The sequence below is a fragment of the Roseibium sp. QJM3NY_11 genome (assembly GCF_056173175.1).
Genome location: NZ_CM149660.1, coordinates 4,471,017 through 4,487,661, shown reverse-complemented (window position 1 = coordinate 4,487,661; position 16,645 = coordinate 4,471,017). Strand labels below are relative to the sequence as shown.

Annotated in this window: 14 protein-coding genes; 11 read left to right on the top strand and 3 right to left on the bottom strand. The window is 63.4% G+C overall.

The features are described from left to right. Window positions 1-7: 7 nt before the first annotated feature. Window positions 8-943 (bottom strand): hydrogen peroxide-inducible genes activator, encoded by a 936-nt coding sequence (locus AC0VX3_RS20635; RefSeq protein ID WP_475522102.1) that lies wholly within the window; start codon window positions 941-943, stop codon window positions 8-10. A gap of 278 nt (window positions 944-1,221) precedes the next feature. Between AC0VX3_RS20635 and katG the strand changes: the two genes are divergently transcribed. The 7 genes from katG to AC0VX3_RS20600 all read left to right on the top strand — a co-directional run bounded on the left by katG (window position 1,222) and on the right by AC0VX3_RS20600 (window position 11,148). Then, complete coding sequence (katG, locus tag AC0VX3_RS20630; RefSeq protein WP_475522101.1) at window positions 1,222-3,399, top strand: catalase/peroxidase HPI; 2,178 nt, start codon at window positions 1,222-1,224, stop codon at window positions 3,397-3,399. A 237-nt stretch (window positions 3,400-3,636) separates the two neighbouring features. Continuing rightward, window positions 3,637-4,401: an enoyl-ACP reductase FabI gene (gene fabI, locus AC0VX3_RS20625; RefSeq protein WP_475522100.1), complete on the top strand. Its 765-nt coding sequence runs from the start codon at window positions 3,637-3,639 to the stop codon at window positions 4,399-4,401. A 9-nt stretch (window positions 4,402-4,410) separates the two neighbouring features. Further along, on the top strand, window positions 4,411-7,071 hold the full coding sequence (locus tag AC0VX3_RS20620) for a DUF3141 domain-containing protein (RefSeq protein ID WP_475522099.1): 2,661 nt from the start codon (window positions 4,411-4,413) through the stop codon (window positions 7,069-7,071). Window positions 7,072-7,401: 330 nt separating this feature from the next. Continuing rightward, window positions 7,402-8,763 (top strand): DUF2157 domain-containing protein, encoded by a 1,362-nt coding sequence (locus tag AC0VX3_RS20615; protein WP_475522098.1) that lies wholly within the window; start codon window positions 7,402-7,404, stop codon window positions 8,761-8,763. Further along, entirely contained in the window at window positions 8,760-9,329 is a 570-nt protein-coding gene (locus tag AC0VX3_RS20610) for a GDYXXLXY domain-containing protein (RefSeq protein WP_475522097.1), read from the top strand. The genes AC0VX3_RS20615 and AC0VX3_RS20610 overlap by 4 nt, the downstream gene beginning before the upstream one ends. A gap of 57 nt (window positions 9,330-9,386) precedes the next feature. Then, window positions 9,387-10,442, top strand: a complete 1,056-nt coding sequence (locus AC0VX3_RS20605) for a class I SAM-dependent methyltransferase (protein ID WP_475522096.1) — start codon at window positions 9,387-9,389, stop codon at window positions 10,440-10,442. Between the two features lies 1 nt (window position 10,443). After that, window positions 10,444-11,148 carry a pseudouridine synthase gene (locus AC0VX3_RS20600; protein WP_475522095.1) on the top strand — a complete coding sequence of 235 codons (705 nt, stop codon included), beginning with the start codon at window positions 10,444-10,446 and terminating at the stop codon, window positions 11,146-11,148. Window positions 11,149-11,287: 139 nt separating this feature from the next. Here AC0VX3_RS20600 and AC0VX3_RS20595 read toward each other — a convergent pair whose 3' ends face one another. Beyond that, window positions 11,288-12,409 (bottom strand): TauD/TfdA family dioxygenase, encoded by a 1,122-nt coding sequence (locus AC0VX3_RS20595; protein ID WP_475522094.1) that lies wholly within the window; start codon window positions 12,407-12,409, stop codon window positions 11,288-11,290. Window positions 12,410-12,666: 257 nt separating this feature from the next. Then, the gene (locus tag AC0VX3_RS20590) at window positions 12,667-13,230 is read right to left on the bottom strand and encodes an HdeD family acid-resistance protein (RefSeq protein ID WP_475522093.1); all 564 of its coding nucleotides are present in this window, start codon (window positions 13,228-13,230) and stop codon (window positions 12,667-12,669) included. 147 nt (window positions 13,231-13,377) lie between these two features. Between AC0VX3_RS20590 and AC0VX3_RS20585 the strand changes: the two genes are divergently transcribed. The 4 genes from AC0VX3_RS20585 (at window position 13,378) to AC0VX3_RS20570 (ending at window position 16,621) form a co-directional block, all read left to right on the top strand. Beyond that, window positions 13,378-13,797 carry a MarR family winged helix-turn-helix transcriptional regulator gene (locus AC0VX3_RS20585; protein WP_475522092.1) on the top strand — a complete coding sequence of 140 codons (420 nt, stop codon included), beginning with the start codon at window positions 13,378-13,380 and terminating at the stop codon, window positions 13,795-13,797. A gap of 103 nt (window positions 13,798-13,900) precedes the next feature. After that, the gene (gene fabF, locus AC0VX3_RS20580; RefSeq protein ID WP_475522091.1) at window positions 13,901-15,163 is read left to right on the top strand and encodes a beta-ketoacyl-ACP synthase II; all 1,263 of its coding nucleotides are present in this window, start codon (window positions 13,901-13,903) and stop codon (window positions 15,161-15,163) included. Between the two features lie 325 nt (window positions 15,164-15,488). Next, window positions 15,489-16,046 carry a helix-turn-helix domain-containing protein gene (locus tag AC0VX3_RS20575; protein ID WP_475522090.1) on the top strand — a complete coding sequence of 186 codons (558 nt, stop codon included), beginning with the start codon at window positions 15,489-15,491 and terminating at the stop codon, window positions 16,044-16,046. Then, complete coding sequence (locus AC0VX3_RS20570; RefSeq protein WP_475522089.1) at window positions 16,043-16,621, top strand: N-acetyltransferase family protein; 579 nt, start codon at window positions 16,043-16,045, stop codon at window positions 16,619-16,621. Before AC0VX3_RS20575 ends, AC0VX3_RS20570 begins: the two co-directional genes overlap by 4 nt. Window positions 16,622-16,645 lie beyond the last annotated feature (24 nt).

The following is a 16,645-nucleotide window of genomic DNA, read 5'->3' as shown; positions in this document are numbered from 1 at the left end:
GGCCCTTTCAGGCTTGCAGGGTGTCGTTGGTCTCTGGTCCCGGGTGAAAGGGATCGCCATCGGCCGCCGCGCGGACGATGTCGGCAATCTCCATGAGCTGGCCGGCCAGCGGGCTGGACTTGCGCCAGACCATGCCGACGGTGCGCCGTGGTTCCGGGGTCTCGAAACGGGAGATTGCGACGGATGCGGAGCGCGTTTCCACCGGCACGGCCATTTCCGGGATCAGGGTGACACCCATGCCGGCACCGACCATCTGCACCAGCGTGGACAGGGAACTGGCGTCAAGCACCTCTCTCGGAGGGCCGGAGGGCAGATTGCAGAACGACAGGGCCTGATCCCTGAAACAATGGCCTTCCTCCAGCAGCAGCAGCCGCATTTCTCGCAAGGTGTCGGCATTTGGCAGCGGCGCATTTGCCTCCCGGGCCGACCGCACCAGCACGAACGGTTCCTCGAACAGGGGCGTTTCCTCCAGAGTGGGTTCCGACACGGGCAGCGCGACGATTGCCGTGTCGAGGCGGCCGTCGGCGAGTTCCTGGATAAGCTTCGGTGTCACCGTCTCGCGCACATGGATGTCCAGGCCTGGAAAGCGGCCGGTCAGTTCGCCGACCACCTTCGGCAGCAGGTAGGGCGCCACCGTGGGAATGACGCCGATGCGCAGGCGCCCGACCAGCCGGTCCCGCGAGGCGCGGGCAAGGTCTCCCAGTTCGTCGGCGGCCCGCAGGATGTCGCGGGCCCGCTCCGCAGCGACCTCGCCGAAATGGGTCAGACGCACCTGCCGGGCACCGCGCTCGAACAGGGGCGCGCCGAGCGCTTCCTCCATCTCCTTGATCTGCATCGACAGCGCCGGCTGTGAAATCGAGCAGGCCTCGGCGGCTCGTCCGAAATGCTTGTGGCGGGCGAGCGCCTCGAAATAGCGGAGTTGTTTGAGCGTGATGTTGATCATAAGATAATCTTATCAAAGTTATCAGTAAATACAACTTCCTCTGATAATCGGGGTTTGCTACTGTGAAATCAGAAGAGGTCAGGGACACGGTCGCCGGCACGCTGGCATCGGTTTCCCCGGCTCCTTCGAGATGATTTTTGACACTCTTTGGTTTGTCGTCAGAGGCGGAACCGGCGGAATGCCTCATCGAGGTTTGACGCGGCGAAACCGGTAGGCTGACATCAGGTCAGAGTTGTATGAAATGGTGATTGTCACCATAAATTGAACTGGAGAGGGATATGGACGCTAAGGTGGAAAAGACGGGCGGTTGTCCGGTCATGCACGGCGGCAACACCGGGATGGACAAGCCGGTCAACAGATGGTGGCCGGATGCGTTGAACCTCGACATCCTGCACCAGGGGGGCGCGCGCACCAACCCCATGGATCCGGACTTCGACTACAAGGAAGCCGTCAAGGGACTCGACCATGAAGCGGTCAAGGCCGACCTCCGCGCCCTGATGACCGAAAGCCAGGACTGGTGGCCGGCCGACTGGGGGCACTACGGCGGTCTGATGGTCCGCACGGCCTGGCACTCCGCCGGGTCTTATCGCATGCAGGACGGCCGCGGCGGTGCGGGATCCGGCAATGTGCGGTTCGCTCCGCTGAATTCCTGGCCGGACAACGCCAGCCTCGACAAGGCCCGCCGTCTGCTGTGGCCGGTGAAGAAGAAATACGGCAACGCGCTTTCCTGGGCCGATCTCATCATTCTCGCCGGCAATATGGCTTACGAATCCATGGGCTTCAAAACCTTCGGATTCGGCTTTGGCCGCGAAGATATCTGGGGGCCGGAGATCGATGTCTACTGGGGGTCCGAAAAGGAATGGCTCGCGCCGTCTGAAGGCCGCTACAGCGACACGGACGATTCGGAGAGCCTGGAGAACCCGCTGGCGGCCGTGCATATGGGGCTGATCTACGTCAACCCCGAGGGTGTCGACGGCCATCCCGATCCGGTTCGCACCGCGAAGGATGTGCGTGAAACCTTCCGCCGGATGGCAATGAACGACGTGGAAACCGCGGCGCTGACCTGCGGTGGTCATACGGTCGGCAAATGCCACGGCGGCGGCCAGGCCGCTTTTGAAAATATCGGCGTCGAGCCGGAAGCCGGCGGTGTCGAGGGGCAGGGCCTCGGCTGGATCAATCCCGGCCAGGAAGGCAAGGCTGCGAACGCCTTCACCTCGGGCATCGAAGGTGCCTGGACGCAATTCCCGATCCAGTTCGACATGGGCTATTTCGACTACCTGTTCAACTATGACTGGGAATTGAAGAAGTCTCCGGCCGGCGCATGGCAGTGGGAACCGGTCAACATGCCGGAAGACAAGAAGCCGGTCGACGCGACCGACCCGTCTGTCCGCCGCAACCCGATCATGACCGATGCCGACATGGGCATGAAGATGGATCCGATCTACAACGAGATCTGCCGCAAGTTCATGGCGGACGAGGCGTATTTCCGCGATGCCTTCGCCCGCGCCTGGTTCAAGCTGACCCACCGCGATATGGGCCCGAAGGTCAACTACATCGGTCCGGACGTCCCGACCGAGGACCTGATCTGGCAGGATCCGATCCCGGCAGGCTCCACGTCCTACGACGTTGACGCCGTCAAGGCGAAGATCGCCGAAAGCGGACTTTCCGCTTCGGAACTGATTGCGACCGCATGGGACAGCGCCCGCACCTTCCGCGGCTCCGACAAGCGGGGCGGCGCCAACGGTGCGCGGATCCGCCTGGCGCCGCAAAAGGATTGGGAAGGCAACGAGCCGGAACAACTGGCCAAGGTGCTTGGCAAGCTGGTGCCGATCGCCGCGGAAACCGGTGCCTCCGTTGCCGACGTGATCGTTCTGGCGGGCAATGTCGGTGTCGAGCAGGGCATCAAGGCGGCCGGCTTCGATGTGGCGCTGCCCTTCGCCCCGGGCCGCGGCGATGCAACGGATGAACAGACCGACGCGGAGTCCTTCGATGTCATGGAGCCGCTCTCGGACGGCTTCCGCAACTGGCAGAAGGAAAAATACGTCGTCAGCGCCGAAGAGATGATGCTCGACCGGGCACAGCTTCTGGGCGTGACCGCTCGGGAAATGACGGCTCTGGTGGGCGGCCTGCGTGTGCTCGGCGCCAACTACGGCGGCAGCAAGCATGGTGTCTTCACCAAGCAGGAAGGCGCACTGACCACGGACTTCTTCGTCAACCTGACCGACATGAAGTACAGCTGGCTTCCTGTCGCCGACGGCATCTATGAAATCCGCGACCGCAAGCTGAACACCCTGGAGTGGACGGCAACCAGCGCGGACCTGGTGTTCGGATCCAACTCGGTCCTGCGCGCCTATGCCGAGGTCTATGCCCAGGACGACAACAAGGAGAAGTTCGTCAGGGACTTCGTGGCCGCCTGGACGAAAGTCATGAACGCGGACCGGTTCGACCTGCACTGACATCGGTCACAACAGGTAAAAATTGCGGCGCTCCGGATTTCCGGAGCGCCGTTTTTTTGCGTTGCAACGTAAGTCTTGCGTCAGCAGTATCCCGTATTTCCCAAAAAAGTCATTGTTCCGTCACAAGGATGATGTTGCACTGCGAAGAGGACTTGGTGGTCCTTGCCGGTTTCCGGAACCAGGCTGCCCGGTTGGAGTGGCGAGACCTGCAACCCACAGAATTGGAGCGGAGTGCGCATGTTCGATTTGACGGGCCAGAAATCCCTGGTTGTCGGGATCGCCAACGATCAGTCCATCGCCTATGGCTGTGCGAGGGCCTTCAGGGCCCAGGGTGCCGATCTCGCCGTGACGTATCTGAACGAAAAGGCCGAGCCTCATGTGCGCCCGCTGGCGGAGGACCTGGGGGCCGACATCATTGCGCCGCTGGATATGCGCGACGATGCGCAACTCGAGGCGCTGTTCACGCAGATCACGGAAAAATGGGGCTCCCTGGACACGCTCCTTCATTCCATTGCCTTTTCAAGGAAGGACGATCTGCACGGCCGTGTGATCGATTGTTCCGCCGACGGCTTCGGCGAAGCAATGGATATTTCCGTGCATTCCTTCCTGCGCCTGATCCGCAAGGCCGAGCCTCTCATGCCCGAGGGCGGCACCTGCATGACCGTCTCCTTCATGGGCGCGCAGAAGGTGGTCGAGAATTACGGCGTGATGGGTCCGGTCAAGGCCGCGCTGGAAGCGGCGACACGCTACGCGGCGGCGGAATTGGGTCCCAAGGGCATTTCCGTTCACGCGCTGTCGCCGGGGCCGCTCAAGACCCGCGCCGCGTCCGGAATCGCCGAATTCGACGCGTTGCTCAACGACGCCGCGGAGCGCACCCCGACCCATCAACTCGCAACGATCGACGACGTTGGCGCCTATGCGGCGTTTCTTGCCAGCCGGGAGGCATTCAACGTTACCGGCGTCGTTCATCCGATCGACGGCGGCTACAGTATTCTTGGATAGGAGGTCCTGATGAAGGACATGTTTGACGCTTTTGAAAAAGGCCACAACGAGTTTCTGAATTCGCTCAGCGACAGCACCGCCTGGACCCCCTCGGAACGGGTCATCGCCCTGCAGGCTCAGGCCACGGAACTCTCCAATCTTGCCGAACTGATGGGCCGCGGGCTCGGCAAGAATCTGACCAAGATCACTGAAACTCACAAGAGCCGCTGGCAGAAAAGCCTTTCGGACTTCAACCAGGCCATGGAAAACATGAGCGGAACCCGGAACGCCGGCGGGCTTTTCAGGGCCTGGGAAGACTATTGGAAGGATGCGTCCCAGCGCATGGTCCTGACCATGGACACTCTGCGCCAGCGCGGCGACAATTTTCTCGAGCATGAGGAAGCAGGCTGTCCGCCGGTTCTCAAATACGACTATGAGGTGGTTCTGGACGGAGCGGATCTGCCGCATCCGAGCTGCTATATGCTGCTGAAGATCGTGCCGCCCAGGGATGTGCACTGCAAGGAGCCCAAGCCCTGGAAGCGTCCCTATATTATCATCGATCCGCGCGCGGGCCATGGCTCCGGCATCGGTGGGTTCAAGCCGGACAGTCAGGTTGGTGTCGCCCTGCGTGATGGCCACCCGGTCTATTTCGTCGCTTTCAGCCGGATGCCGGAAAAAGGTCAGACCCTTGCGGATGTCACCCGTTCCGAAGCGGCATTCGTCCGCAAGGTGATGGAGCTGCATCCGGAGGCGCCCCATCCGATCATCACCGGCAACTGTCAGGGGGGGTGGGCAACCCTGATCCTGGCGGCAATGAACCCGGACCTGTCCGGTCCGATCCTGCTGAACGGCGCACCGGTGGCCACATGGTCCGGACGGGTGGGCGAGAACCCCATGCGCTACAATGCGGGTGTCCTGGGCGGAACCTGGAATGCGATGTATTATTCCGACCTCGGCCACGGCATTTTCGACGGGGCGGACCTTGTCCAGAATTTCGAACAGCTCAACCCGTCGCGAAATTATTTCGGCAAATATTACGACCTTTACGCAAAGGTGGACACCGAACCTTCGCGTTTCCTGGAGTTCGAACGCTGGTGGGGCGGCTATTTCCTGTTCAACGAAGCTGAAATGAGGTGGATCGTCGAGCAGCTCTTCGTCGGCAACCGGCTGTCCAAGAACGAGGCCCAGCTTGAACCGGGTATCAACGTCGACATCAGGCGGGTTCGCGCACCAATCATCGTGTTCGCAAGCTGGGGCGACAACATCACGCCCCCGCAGCAGGCGATCAACTGGATCATGGACACCTATACGGACGAGCGGGAAATCGCCATCCGCGGGCAGAGGATCATCTACATGATCCACGATCAGGTCGGTCACCTCGGAATTTTCGTGTCTTCGAAAATCGCCAAAAAGGAACATACCGAGGTCACATCGACCCTGAAGACCATCGAGGCGCTGGCCCCGGGCCTTTATGAAATGACCATCGACGATTACGAGGGCGATCTTCTGGAACGCGAATTCACGGTCAGCTTCCATGAACGCACGATGGACGATCTGAAGCTGATCGATGATGGCCGGGACGATGAAATTCCATTTGCCGCCGTCGCCCGCGCATCCGAACAGCAGGCCGAATTCTACGATGTCTGCATACGTCCTTTCGTGCAGGCAGGTGTGACCGAACAGAGCGCCGACCTGCGCCGCAAGACACATCCGTTGCGAGTCGAGCGGGCCTCATTTTCAAGTCTCAATCCCTTTTTGAGCGCGCTGCCGGGCTGGGCCGAGCGTGTGCGTGAGGGACGAACGCCGGCGGCAGCGGACAATCCGTTCGTCGAACTTCAGCATGTCAACGCGGCCCTGGTGGAGCAGTCGATGGATTTCTATCGGGATCTGCGTGACACCGCTTACGAAAGCTTGTTCTACAGCCTCTGGGGCTCTCCCTACATGCGCTGGTTCGGCCGCCCCAGGCAGCCGGGCAGGACGCTGAAAGGCAAGGAAGAAATGCGCAGTCTGCCGCCGGTGCAGGCCGCGCTGATGCATATCGAGGAAGGCGGGTTCTGCGAAGCGGTGATCCGCATGCTGATCCTTCTGGCGGAAAGTCGCGGCACGGTTCGCGGCGACCGGCTGGAACGCTCCGCCCGCGTGTTGAACCGGGACGAGCCGTTCAAGTCGTTGAAGCCGGAAGAACGCAGCTTCATGCTCCGGGAGCAGACCCTGATCGTGGAATTCGCCCGGGATCAGGCAATCGAGACCCTGCCCCAACTCCTGGAGACCAGGGAGGACCGTGAGCTGGCGTCGAAGGTGGTGCGCTACGTGCCGGGAGCCGTCGACGAGATGGCACCTCACACCCTGGAATTGCTGAAAACGTTCAATCGTGTCCTGGGGCTTCCGCCCGTCTCGGGAGACATTACCGACGATCCGCTGCAGTCGGCCAGTCCGCAAGGCGCCGCGAAAACGGTACGCCTGCCGGACCGGCCCCCCGAAGAGACGTACGGCGAACGCGTCGACGAGGCCTCCGGCGGGACGGAAGCGAAGGCCGCATCCGCATCTCCCCAGCCGAAGGCAACATCACCCCGCAAACAGGCCGGGCGCAAGGCGCCTGCACGCGAGGGAAGCACGCCGGAGGGCCCAAAACCTGCTGCCGCGCGCAAGCGGCGGGGCGCGGCGACGGCTTCGGAAGAACCTGCGGAATAAGGTGCCAGCATCGAATTGACTGCATCGAATTGAAAAAAAATGGGGCGTCCGGGCCTCTCGAACGCCCCCAGAGCCCCTCTGGTTTTTTTTGGAGTTAGGCTCTGATCCGGAAACCATTCCGTTTCCCGGTTCATGTGGCAGGACACGGGTTGTGTGTCCGCCGCATCTGCTCGGGTGACGGTAAAATTACCTATGCCAGAATAGCGATAACGCCGGATACGGCAAGTCCGTTCCGGGCGGAAATCCGTCAAACCGGTATTGCGCCGCACGCGGTATCTGGCCAATGGTGGACACCGGGCGAACTGCCACAAAGAGGCGAAATCATTTTGCATGTTTGACTGGACCTACAGGAAGCGCCTGAAAGACGACCTGGAAATATGGGTCGCGAATGGCTGGGTGCCCTCCGAGGGGGTCGCCGCCATCCTCCGGGATCAGGAGCAGGACGATGGCCGCTCGCGACTGCCCATGGCACTTGCCGGCATCGGCATGGTGTGTGTTGCACTGGCGATTTTTGCCTTTGTCGCGGCAAATTGGGAAGCGATCCCGAAGGCTGTGAAGCTTGCGGGAATTGCCGTTCTTGTCCTGGGCAGTCATCTGCTCGCGGCTTCGGCCGCCGCCAGGGGCCGCAAGGGCATATCGGATCTGGCGACCGGGTTCGCGACGCTTGTTTTCGTCGGGGGCATGGCGCTGGTCGGACAGATCTTCCATCTGCCGTCCGACTGGGCAGGCGGGGCTTTTCTGGTCGTTGTCGGCGGCCTTGCCGCCGCCTGGCTCACCGGATCGAAAACGTCGCTCGTTGTTGCCTGTGCCGCGGCTGTCACCTGGCAGGTGACCCGGTCGGATATCGGAGCGTCCGATCCGATGCTGGATCTTGTCGGACTGGTGTTTCTGGTGGCCGCCGCTGCCCATGCCGTCATTCATCTCGCCCGCCTGTCGCGCTGGGCGGCAATCAGCCTGCTTTGGGTGACCTATGGCCGCTGGTTTGCCGATACCGCGGATGTGTTGGGAGACGGTGACGATGCCATATCGGCCATGGCGCTGGTTGGCGCGGGCGGTCTTGCCGCCATCCTGCTGCAACTCGACCCTGTCGCGGACCTGTTCGTCAAGTGGTCCAGCGGCAGGCCCTTGCGGCGCCACGGCCACTGGCTGATGACACGTTCGCTGCAGGACGCCGGACTTCTGGTCCTGTGCGCGCTGATCGTGCTCGCCCTGGTGCTCCAGCCGGAGTTCCACGGCGATCACTATCTGCGCGGTCTGCTGGCCATGCCGGGCCTGCTGCCGTTGGGGGGAGCGGTTCTCCTGTGTGCGACGGGGCTGCTGCTGTCCTTCAAATCCGCGAAGTCCATGGCGCTGTTCGCCGCCGCCGGGCTTGTCCTGCTGGCACTGCTGGCGCCGTTGGCAACGGCCAGCGTTCCGGTCCGGGCAGCGATGTGCCTGGCCGCGCTGACCGCATTGTGCGCGCTGGGGACCTGGTACAACAACCGGGCCTGGATGCTGTGCGCCTATCTGGGGCTGACGGCGGTTGCCCTGTGGCTGCTTCAGGTCACGATCGGCTCCTTGCTGGGTCAATCGGTGTTCTTCCTGGTTGCCGGGCTCCTGCTGCTTGCCATGGCGCTCTGGCTTGCGCGGCTGATGAGGCGGGGCCCGTCCGCCGCCGGAGCGCCGGCGCAGGACCGGGAGGCCGGGCCATGACGAACGCAGCCTCCACCTCCGGCCGCGTCCCGGTGCCACGCGCGTATCTGGTCTGGGGCCTGGTGGCTCTGATCCAGCTGGCGCTGATCGCCCTCCCGCTGGCGGATCGGGTCGATGTTCAGCGCAATGGCGAGCGCGTTCAACTGGAACTGATTCCGGTCGACCCGCGCGATCTTCTGCGCGGCGACTATGTGATCATCAATCTGGCGATCGGCAGGGTGTCCATCGACGTCGAGGGAGCGGAAACGGTGCGCGCGGGCGACACGGTCTACGTCGGCCTGACCGCGCAAGGCGAGAGTCCCCCCGGACCGGCGGTGATCGCCAGAGACCGGGCCGGGGCGGGCAGGCTGGCGCTTGCCGGAACGGTCGTTTCCGTCTCGGGGACGGAAGTCCGGATCGATTACGGCATCGACGCCTTCTTCGTACCGGAAGGAGAAGGCCGCAAAATCGAACGGCTGGATGCCAGCCGCGTGCTTCTGGAAGTCGCGATCACCGGGGACGGACGGTCTCTGCCGATCCGTCTTCTCATAGACGGCCAGGCGTTCAGGTCCGACGCCATCTTTTGACGTGGCGCCATTCTGGCGCTATGAGCGCTGCACCCGATAGCCAGCCGAAAGTTCCTGATGTCCGATCCCGCGCTCGACACATTGATCCTGCCGATTGAAACCGGTGCCGTCGTGCTGACGGAAAAGCCGCGTGTCCTTTTCCTGCGCGCCCGTGCAGGCCGGTCTCTTGCCGGGCTGGTCGGTGCGGACCTGCTGTGCGAACAGAGCTTCGCCCCGGACCGGGATGCGCTGCTCAAGGCGGGCCTGAACGTGGTCGCCGAGACCGATGAGACGGGTTTCGATGCGGTGCTGGTGCTGCCGGGCCGCCAGCGCCAGGAAGCCCGCGCTCAGCTCGCCCGCGCGGTGTCCAGGACAAAATCCGGCGGTATCGTCATTGCCTGCGCCTCGAACACCGAGGGGGCCAGGACCCTGGAACGCGACCTGGAGGATTTGCTGGGCGGTGCCCAGAACCTGACCAAGAACAAATGCCGGGTCGTCTGGGAGACCGTCGAGGCCGGCAAGCGAAATGACGGTCTTCTCGCCGAGTGGCTCGAGTTCGACGCGCCGCGCGCGGTTCTGGACGGGGCCTGGATCAGCAGGCCCGGCATATTCGCCTGGGACAGGATCGATGCGGCATCCCGGCTGCTCGCCGACTATCTTCCCGAGACGCTCAAGGGCAAGGGGGCCGATCTCGGGGCCGGGTTCGGTTTCCTGACGCAGTCGGTTTTTGAAAAGGCGGCCGGCGTTGCTGCCATGGATATCTACGAGGCCGAAAAACGCGCCCTTGAGCTGGCGGAGCAAAATCTTTCCGGCTTCAAGGGCAAAAAAACCATGAACGGCATCTGGTCGGACGTGACCCGGGGCATCGAGGGACCTTACGATTTCATTGTCTCCAACCCGCCCTTCCACCAGGCGGGCAGGGCCGAGCGGACCGATGTCGGTCAGGGCTTCATCCGGGCGGCAGCGGCAGGTTTGAGACCCGGCGGAGAATTCTTCATGGTCGCCAACCGGCATCTGCCCTACGAGCAGACACTCGCCAACGTCTTCGCCCAGGTCACCCAACTGGCCGACGAGGGCGGCTACAAGGTGATCCGGGCGGTGAAGGCCAAGGGCAAGGCAAAAGGGGGGCGTTGACATGCGGCTGGTGAAGCTTCTCGCCAATCTCGGCTATGGCAGCCGCAAGGAAATGCAGACCGCGATCCGCAACGGCTGGGTCACTGACCGGGGCGGCAATCGGCTCAAACCCGATGCGAAGACGGCCCACGAGGACATCTTGTTCGACGACGAGCCGCTCGACCCGGCCCAGGGTGTGGTCATCCTGATGAACAAGCCGGTCGGCTACACCTGCTCGGTCAAGGACCAGGGACGTCTGGTCTACGATCTGCTTCCCGACAGGTACCGAATGCGCAAACCGGTGCTGTCCACCATCGGCCGGCTCGACAAGGAAACCTCCGGCGCGCTGCTGTTCACCGACGACGGCACGTTCCTGCACAAGGTGATTTCCCCCAAGGCGGAAGTCCCGAAAGTCTATGAGGCAACGCTCGACCGGCCCATGAAAGGCGACGAGGCCGCGCTGTTCGGGTCCGGCGAAATGATGCTGGAAAGCGAGGTCAAGCCGTTGAAGCCCGCCGGCCTTGAGGTTGTGGACGAGACCCATGCCCGCCTGATCTTGCACGAAGGCCGCTATCACCAGGTCCGCCGCATGTTCGCCGCCACCGGCAATCACGTCACCGCTCTTGTGCGGAGCCGCATCGGCGGGCTCAGCGTCGAGGGGCTGGAAGAGGGTGGCTGGAAAGTGTTGTCGGAAGAGGACAAGGCGCTCATTTTCGCGTCTGAGTAAATTTTCGGCGCGCTCAAGTCCACACCGGCGCCGCCCCGGCCTTGAACCGGGGCCTCGCGGCAGGTCCCGGCTCAAGACCGGGACTGCCTGGTCTTCCGAAGTTTTTCACACCGACATTTGGAAGTGCCGTTGCGTGTGTCTATGCGTCCCCGTTCCGGCTCAGCACCCGGATGCGGCTGTCGAATTCGCCGCGGTCGACATAGCAGCCGCGCAGGTGGCGGAAGCCGGTGTTCGGGTCGAAGGCCGACCGGCCATGCAGGACGCGGCGATTGTCGAAGATCACCATTTCCCCGCCTCTCAGCCGCGTCGTGACGATGTAGTCGTCGGAACGGGTCATCTGCATGAGCGTCCGGTAGGCCCGGTAATAGGCTTCAAGTTTTTCCGCCGGCAGGTCGAAGATGCCGGCCAGATGCGCGTTGAAATGCAGTTCCTGCAGATTGCCGAAGGGATCCAGGTCGATCACCGTGTGGTGTCGGCGGATGTCGGTGTCGTCGTCCTGGAACCGGAACGGAACGGGCGTGTCGGCAAGCTGCCTGAAGGCGTCGGGATCCTGACTGGCCAGGTCCGCGGCAATGGCGAAACCGTCGCAGAAGGTCGAGCCGCCGCCTTCCGCCTCATTGGCCAGGCAATGCAGGAACTGGAAGCCGGGCGGCAGTTCCTGATTGGCGAGATCCGTGTGCAGCGGCAGCGCATGGGAGGTGTAGGCGAGATTGTTGGGATTGGGTTTCGACATGACTTCGAACGTGGTGCCGAAATTGGTCTCGCGCAGAAAACCGATCCGGCGGGCCATGGCAATGCCCGCCTCCGCGTCGTCGGCCATGCCGTCGACCAGGGCCAGACCGGTCTTTTTCGTCTCGATCAGGAAGGCCAGCAGGGCATCGTCCCGGGTCATCAGATCCTGTGCCGCCGCGCGCGGAAGTGTGTCCGGGTCGAGATCGCCGCGCCACGGGACCGGGTCGATCCGGGCCGGGTCGGCAAGGCCGAGGCCCGGCCGGTGATCGCGCAGCCAGCCGGGCTGGTACCGGCTGACATGGCCGCCATGGCTCCAGGTCAGCACGATGTCGCCGTCTTCCAGCTCGGCCCGGGAAACGGCAATGTCCAGCGGAATGCCGGTGAGGTCGAATTGCCGTTCCCGGGTCTGGGGATGGAAACCGCTCGGACAATTGTCGCGCAGCCAGAGAAACGGATAGTCGGCCCGTGTGCCGTCCGGCCAGGCGACATGAAGCACGCGGTCGTCGCCGCGCAGGGAAATGCGTGTCATGATGAAACGTCCGTTGATGTGTTGCAGGTCCAGGGCGCCTTGCAAGGCGCATGCATCAACGGTCGGCGGGGGGCGGCCACCACCAGTAGGCCTTGTTATGCGGATTGCCGGGATTGCGCCCGAGAATTGCGAACATTCACTTTCAGACCTGCTCGCGGGCAGAGCCCGCCGTTCAAACCGTTTTGAACGCTACCGCAAAAGCGGCATCCGGCAAAAGGGATTTTGCCGGATGCGCAAGGAATGCGGGCACAGGCGGTCTAGCCTTTCGAGGCCCGGGCGGCGAGCGCGATGGTGATATAGCTCCAGCCGTTGACAAGAACCGAGATGCCGGCGATCAGGCCGAGCGCCCAGGCGGCGGAACTCGGCAGTTCCAGCCAGATCATGATACCGGCGGCCAGCGACACGATGCCGGCGATCAGCACCCAGACCCAGCCTTCATGCGGTTTCAGCTTGAAGGCGAGCAGGATCTGGCTGATGCCCTGGGCCGCGAAGATCGCGGCAATGACGATGGTCAGCGCGAAGGTGCCGGCCAGCGGGTTCACATAGATGACGATGCCGCCGATCACGGCGATGATGCCGGTGATCAGGTTCCACAGGAAACTCGTGGTTTCCTTGGTCTTGAAGGAATTGTAGATCTGCACGAGGCCGCCGACGAACAGCACGGCCGCGATCAGGATGGTGACCGCGAAGGATGTTGCCAGAGGCGCGGCGATCAGGATAATGCCACCCAGGACAAGCGCGATGCCGAGCGCCAGGAACCAGCCCCAGTTCTCCTGGATTTTCTGTTTCATGTCTTCCACAGCCTGAGCCGTATCTATCATTGCGACCTCCCCACGTTCCGGTTTCCGATACTGATGTTGACCGTAACTCCTTCGCAAACAAACGCAATATACCTATGGCAATTCTGCCGGGGACAACCGGTTGTCGAACGGCTTGACTTCCTGTGTGTATATGCACACAACAGGGCCATGGAAGAGGACGATTTTTCGCTCTGCGTGCTGGACAACGCGCGCAAGGCGGCCCGGGCGGTGAGCCGTCACTATGACCGTCTTGCCAGGCAGGCGGGCCTGACGGCCGGCCAGTTCTCCGTGCTTGTGGCTGTTCGCCGGCCACGGCAGGCGACAACCGGTGAGCTTGCGGACCGGCTGTCCATGGAACGCACGACACTGGTGCGCAACCTCGCGCTGCTGGAACGCAAGGGACTTGTCATCTCCGCCCGCTCCAGCGAGGGCAGAGGCAAGCATTATCTGCTCAGCGGGGAGGGCGCGCGCCTCCTTGCGGACGCTGTCCCACTGTGGCGCCAGGCGCAGCGGGACGTCATGGGTCATTTGGGCGCGGATGAATTTACCAGGACAATCAATGTCTTGAAGAGGCTTTCGAAACTATGATCGGGATGCGTTGAATCAGAATTTCAACGCTCTGGCAAACAGCGTTAACAGCCCCTCCCTGCGCAGGACATGGTGCAGGCCGGCAACAACAAGAGGTTAAGACATGCGGCGTGTGGTGGTAACAGGACTGGGCATCGTATCTCCCCTGGGAACCGGGGTCGAGGCATTCTGGGAACGGGTCGCGGCCGGAGAAAACGGCATCCGCAGGATCACCCGTTTCGATGCCTCCGACCTGGCCTGCCAGATTGCCGGTGTCGTGCCGTCCAAAGAGGAAGACCCGCACGGCTTCGATGTCGACGCGGTGATGGACCCGCGTGAGCAACGCCGCTCCGACAGGTTCATTCAATTCGCCATGGGGGCGGCCACCGAAGCGCTCGCCCATGCCGGCTGGGCACCGAAGACCGACCGCGAGAAAGAACGCACCGGGACCATCATCGGCACCGGCGTCGGCGGCTTTCCGGCGATGATCGCGGGTACCCGTCTGGTCGACGAGAAAGGCCCGCGCAGGGCGTCGCCGTTCCTGGTGCCGTCCTTTCTCGCCAATCTGGCCGCCGGTCAGGTGTCCATCCGCCATGGTCTCAAGGGACCGCTCGGCGCGCCGGTGACCGCCTGTGCCGCCAGCCTGCAGGCCATCGGCGACGCGGCCCGGCTGATCCGGGGCGGCGAGGCCGATATCATGGTGGCGGGAGGCGCGGAAGCCTGCATCGACAAGATCTCCTATGCCGGCTTCTGCGCGGCCAAGGCGATGTCATCCAGACGCAATGACGATCCGGCCCATGCCTCCCGTCCGTTCGATCAGGACCGGGACGGTTTCATCATGGGCGAGGGCGCCGGCGTGCTGATCCTGGAAGAATACGAGCACGCCAAGGCCCGCGGCGCCATCATCCTGGCCGAAGTCTCCGGCTACGGCACCTCGGCCGATGCCTACCATGTCACGGCGTCCTCGCCGGACGGCGAGGGTGGCCTGCGCGCCATGCGCCTGGCGCTGGCTTCGTCCGGCCTGACGCCCGGCGACATCGGCTATGTCAACGCCCATTCCACGTCGACACCGGTCGGCGATGCCGCGGAAATCGCGGCGCTGACCACGCTCTTTGAGGGGCGCGGCAAGGATCTGGCGGTATCTTCGTCCAAATCCATGTTCGGCCATCTGCTCGGCGCGGCCGGTGCGGTCGAGGCGATTGCCTGCATCAAGGCGCTGACGAGCGGCCTGCTGCCGCCTTCGCGCAATCTCGACACCCCCGACGAGGCCATGTCACGCTTCGAGATGATCCCCGGCAAGGCAATGGCCCGCAACGTCTCCCATGTCCTGACCAATGGTTTCGGCTTCGGCGGCGTCAATGCCAGCGCGGTGTTCTCGAAGGTGTGAGGCCTCTCGCCGGCTGTGTGCCGAGCAAGAAATGCAGTGAACCCGGACCCCGGCGAAATTCTTCCCTCTTTTACAGGGCGCGATCCTGCTCATTTGGCGGAAGACCCCCACCCCTGACCCCTCCCCACAAGGGGGAGGGGAACCAGCCCCAATTTGCCACATCGTCAGCGCCCTGTCCGCAAGGTTGACGGTAAGATCCAAAAACGGCGTTTCAGCGCTCGCAACCCCTCCCCCCCCCGTGGGGAGGGGATTGGGGTGGGGGGAAGGCGGATTGGCAAGACAGGAATTCTCATGTTAGAGATTATTCTCAAATATGGGAATCGTCATGTCTGCTGTTGAACAGGATCTCGCCCGGCATTTGTCCGGGCTGCGCCGGTCGCGAGATTGGCGGCTGGAAGAACTGGCCGAGAGAACCGGCATCAGCCGGGCGACGCTGTCGCGCATCGAGCGCGGCGACACCAGTCCGACGGCCCATGTGCTCGGCAGGCTCGCGGGCGCCTTCGGCCTGTCCATGGCCGAATTGTTCGGCGCGGCACCGGCGCCGGCCGAGCGCCACATACCCAGGGCCGCTCAACCGGTGTGGAACGATCCGGAGACCGGATTTCAGCGCCGGGCGCTGACGCCTGCCGCCAGTGGCTACAGGGGCACGCTCATTGAGGGCAGCCTGCCGGCGGGCGCAACGGTCACCTATGCCGCGCCGCCCGTTCCCGATCTCGAACATCATCTGGTGCTCCTTGAGGGCGCGCTGCGGGTCACCCTCGGCCCGGATGCCCACGACCTGAACGCGGGAGATGCGCTCCGCTTCCGCCTCGACACTCCCAACAGCTACCACGCGTGCGGCACGGGACCGGCGCGTTACATCCTGACGGTGATCACGCCATGACCCCATCAAACCCGTCCTCCGCTGCGGCCCCCGCGGGCCCGTCCGGTGACCAGCCCGCGCCGCCGGTGTTTCTGCTGTCCGCCGATGATCTGCGCGCGGCGGTTCCGGAACTGGGCCGGCTCCTCAGGGCCTGCGTTGAGGATGGGGCCGGCATCGGCTTCATCCTGCCGCTGCCCGAGGACAAGGCCGAGGCCTTCTGGCTGAGCCGTGTGCCCCTGCTGGAAAGCGGAGAGGCGTTTCTGCTGGCACTCAGGGAAGGTGATGAGATCGCCGGTGTGATCATGCTGATGCTCGCCGGCCAGGACAACGGCCGCCACCGGGCGGACGTCGCCAAGCTGATGGTCCATCCCCGCCACCGCAGGAAAGGACATGCCCGCAGGCTGATGGCGGCCATCGACGCCCTGGCCCTGTCCTTGAACCGCTGGCTGCTGGTGCTGGACACCGTCACCGGCGACCGGGCCGAACAGCTCTACCCCACCTGCGGCTACCGCAAGGTCGGCGTCATTCCCGATTACGCCTATGGCAGCCACGGCCATCTGGACGCGACGACCGTGTTCTACAAGGATCTCAGGTGAGCCAACGCGGGGCGCGCATCCCCG

What these genes read in the sequence shown, in the direction of transcription:
- AC0VX3_RS20610 (WP_475522097.1), top strand. Translation starts at nt 8,760, where the DNA reads ATGACGAACGCAGCCTCCACCTCCGGCCGCGTCCCGGTGCCACGCGCG.
- AC0VX3_RS20585 (WP_475522092.1), top strand. Translation starts at nt 13,378, where the DNA reads ATGGAAGAGGACGATTTTTCGCTCTGCGTGCTGGACAACGCGCGCAAG.
- AC0VX3_RS20600 (WP_475522095.1), top strand. Translation starts at nt 10,444, where the DNA reads ATGCGGCTGGTGAAGCTTCTCGCCAATCTCGGCTATGGCAGCCGCAAG.
- AC0VX3_RS20590 (WP_475522093.1), bottom strand. Translation starts at nt 13,230, where the DNA reads ATGATAGATACGGCTCAGGCTGTGGAAGACATGAAACAGAAAATCCAG.
- katG (WP_475522101.1), top strand. Translation starts at nt 1,222, where the DNA reads ATGGACGCTAAGGTGGAAAAGACGGGCGGTTGTCCGGTCATGCACGGC.
- AC0VX3_RS20605 (WP_475522096.1), top strand. Translation starts at nt 9,387, where the DNA reads ATGTCCGATCCCGCGCTCGACACATTGATCCTGCCGATTGAAACCGGT.
- AC0VX3_RS20575 (WP_475522090.1), top strand. Translation starts at nt 15,489, where the DNA reads ATGTCTGCTGTTGAACAGGATCTCGCCCGGCATTTGTCCGGGCTGCGC.
- AC0VX3_RS20635 (WP_475522102.1), bottom strand. Translation starts at nt 943, where the DNA reads ATGATCAACATCACGCTCAAACAACTCCGCTATTTCGAGGCGCTCGCC.
- AC0VX3_RS20615 (WP_475522098.1), top strand. Translation starts at nt 7,402, where the DNA reads ATGTTTGACTGGACCTACAGGAAGCGCCTGAAAGACGACCTGGAAATA.
- AC0VX3_RS20620 (WP_475522099.1), top strand. Translation starts at nt 4,411, where the DNA reads ATGAAGGACATGTTTGACGCTTTTGAAAAAGGCCACAACGAGTTTCTG.
- fabF (WP_475522091.1), top strand. Translation starts at nt 13,901, where the DNA reads ATGCGGCGTGTGGTGGTAACAGGACTGGGCATCGTATCTCCCCTGGGA.
- AC0VX3_RS20595 (WP_475522094.1), bottom strand. Translation starts at nt 12,409, where the DNA reads ATGACACGCATTTCCCTGCGCGGCGACGACCGCGTGCTTCATGTCGCC.
- AC0VX3_RS20570 (WP_475522089.1), top strand. Translation starts at nt 16,043, where the DNA reads ATGACCCCATCAAACCCGTCCTCCGCTGCGGCCCCCGCGGGCCCGTCC.
- fabI (WP_475522100.1), top strand. Translation starts at nt 3,637, where the DNA reads ATGTTCGATTTGACGGGCCAGAAATCCCTGGTTGTCGGGATCGCCAAC.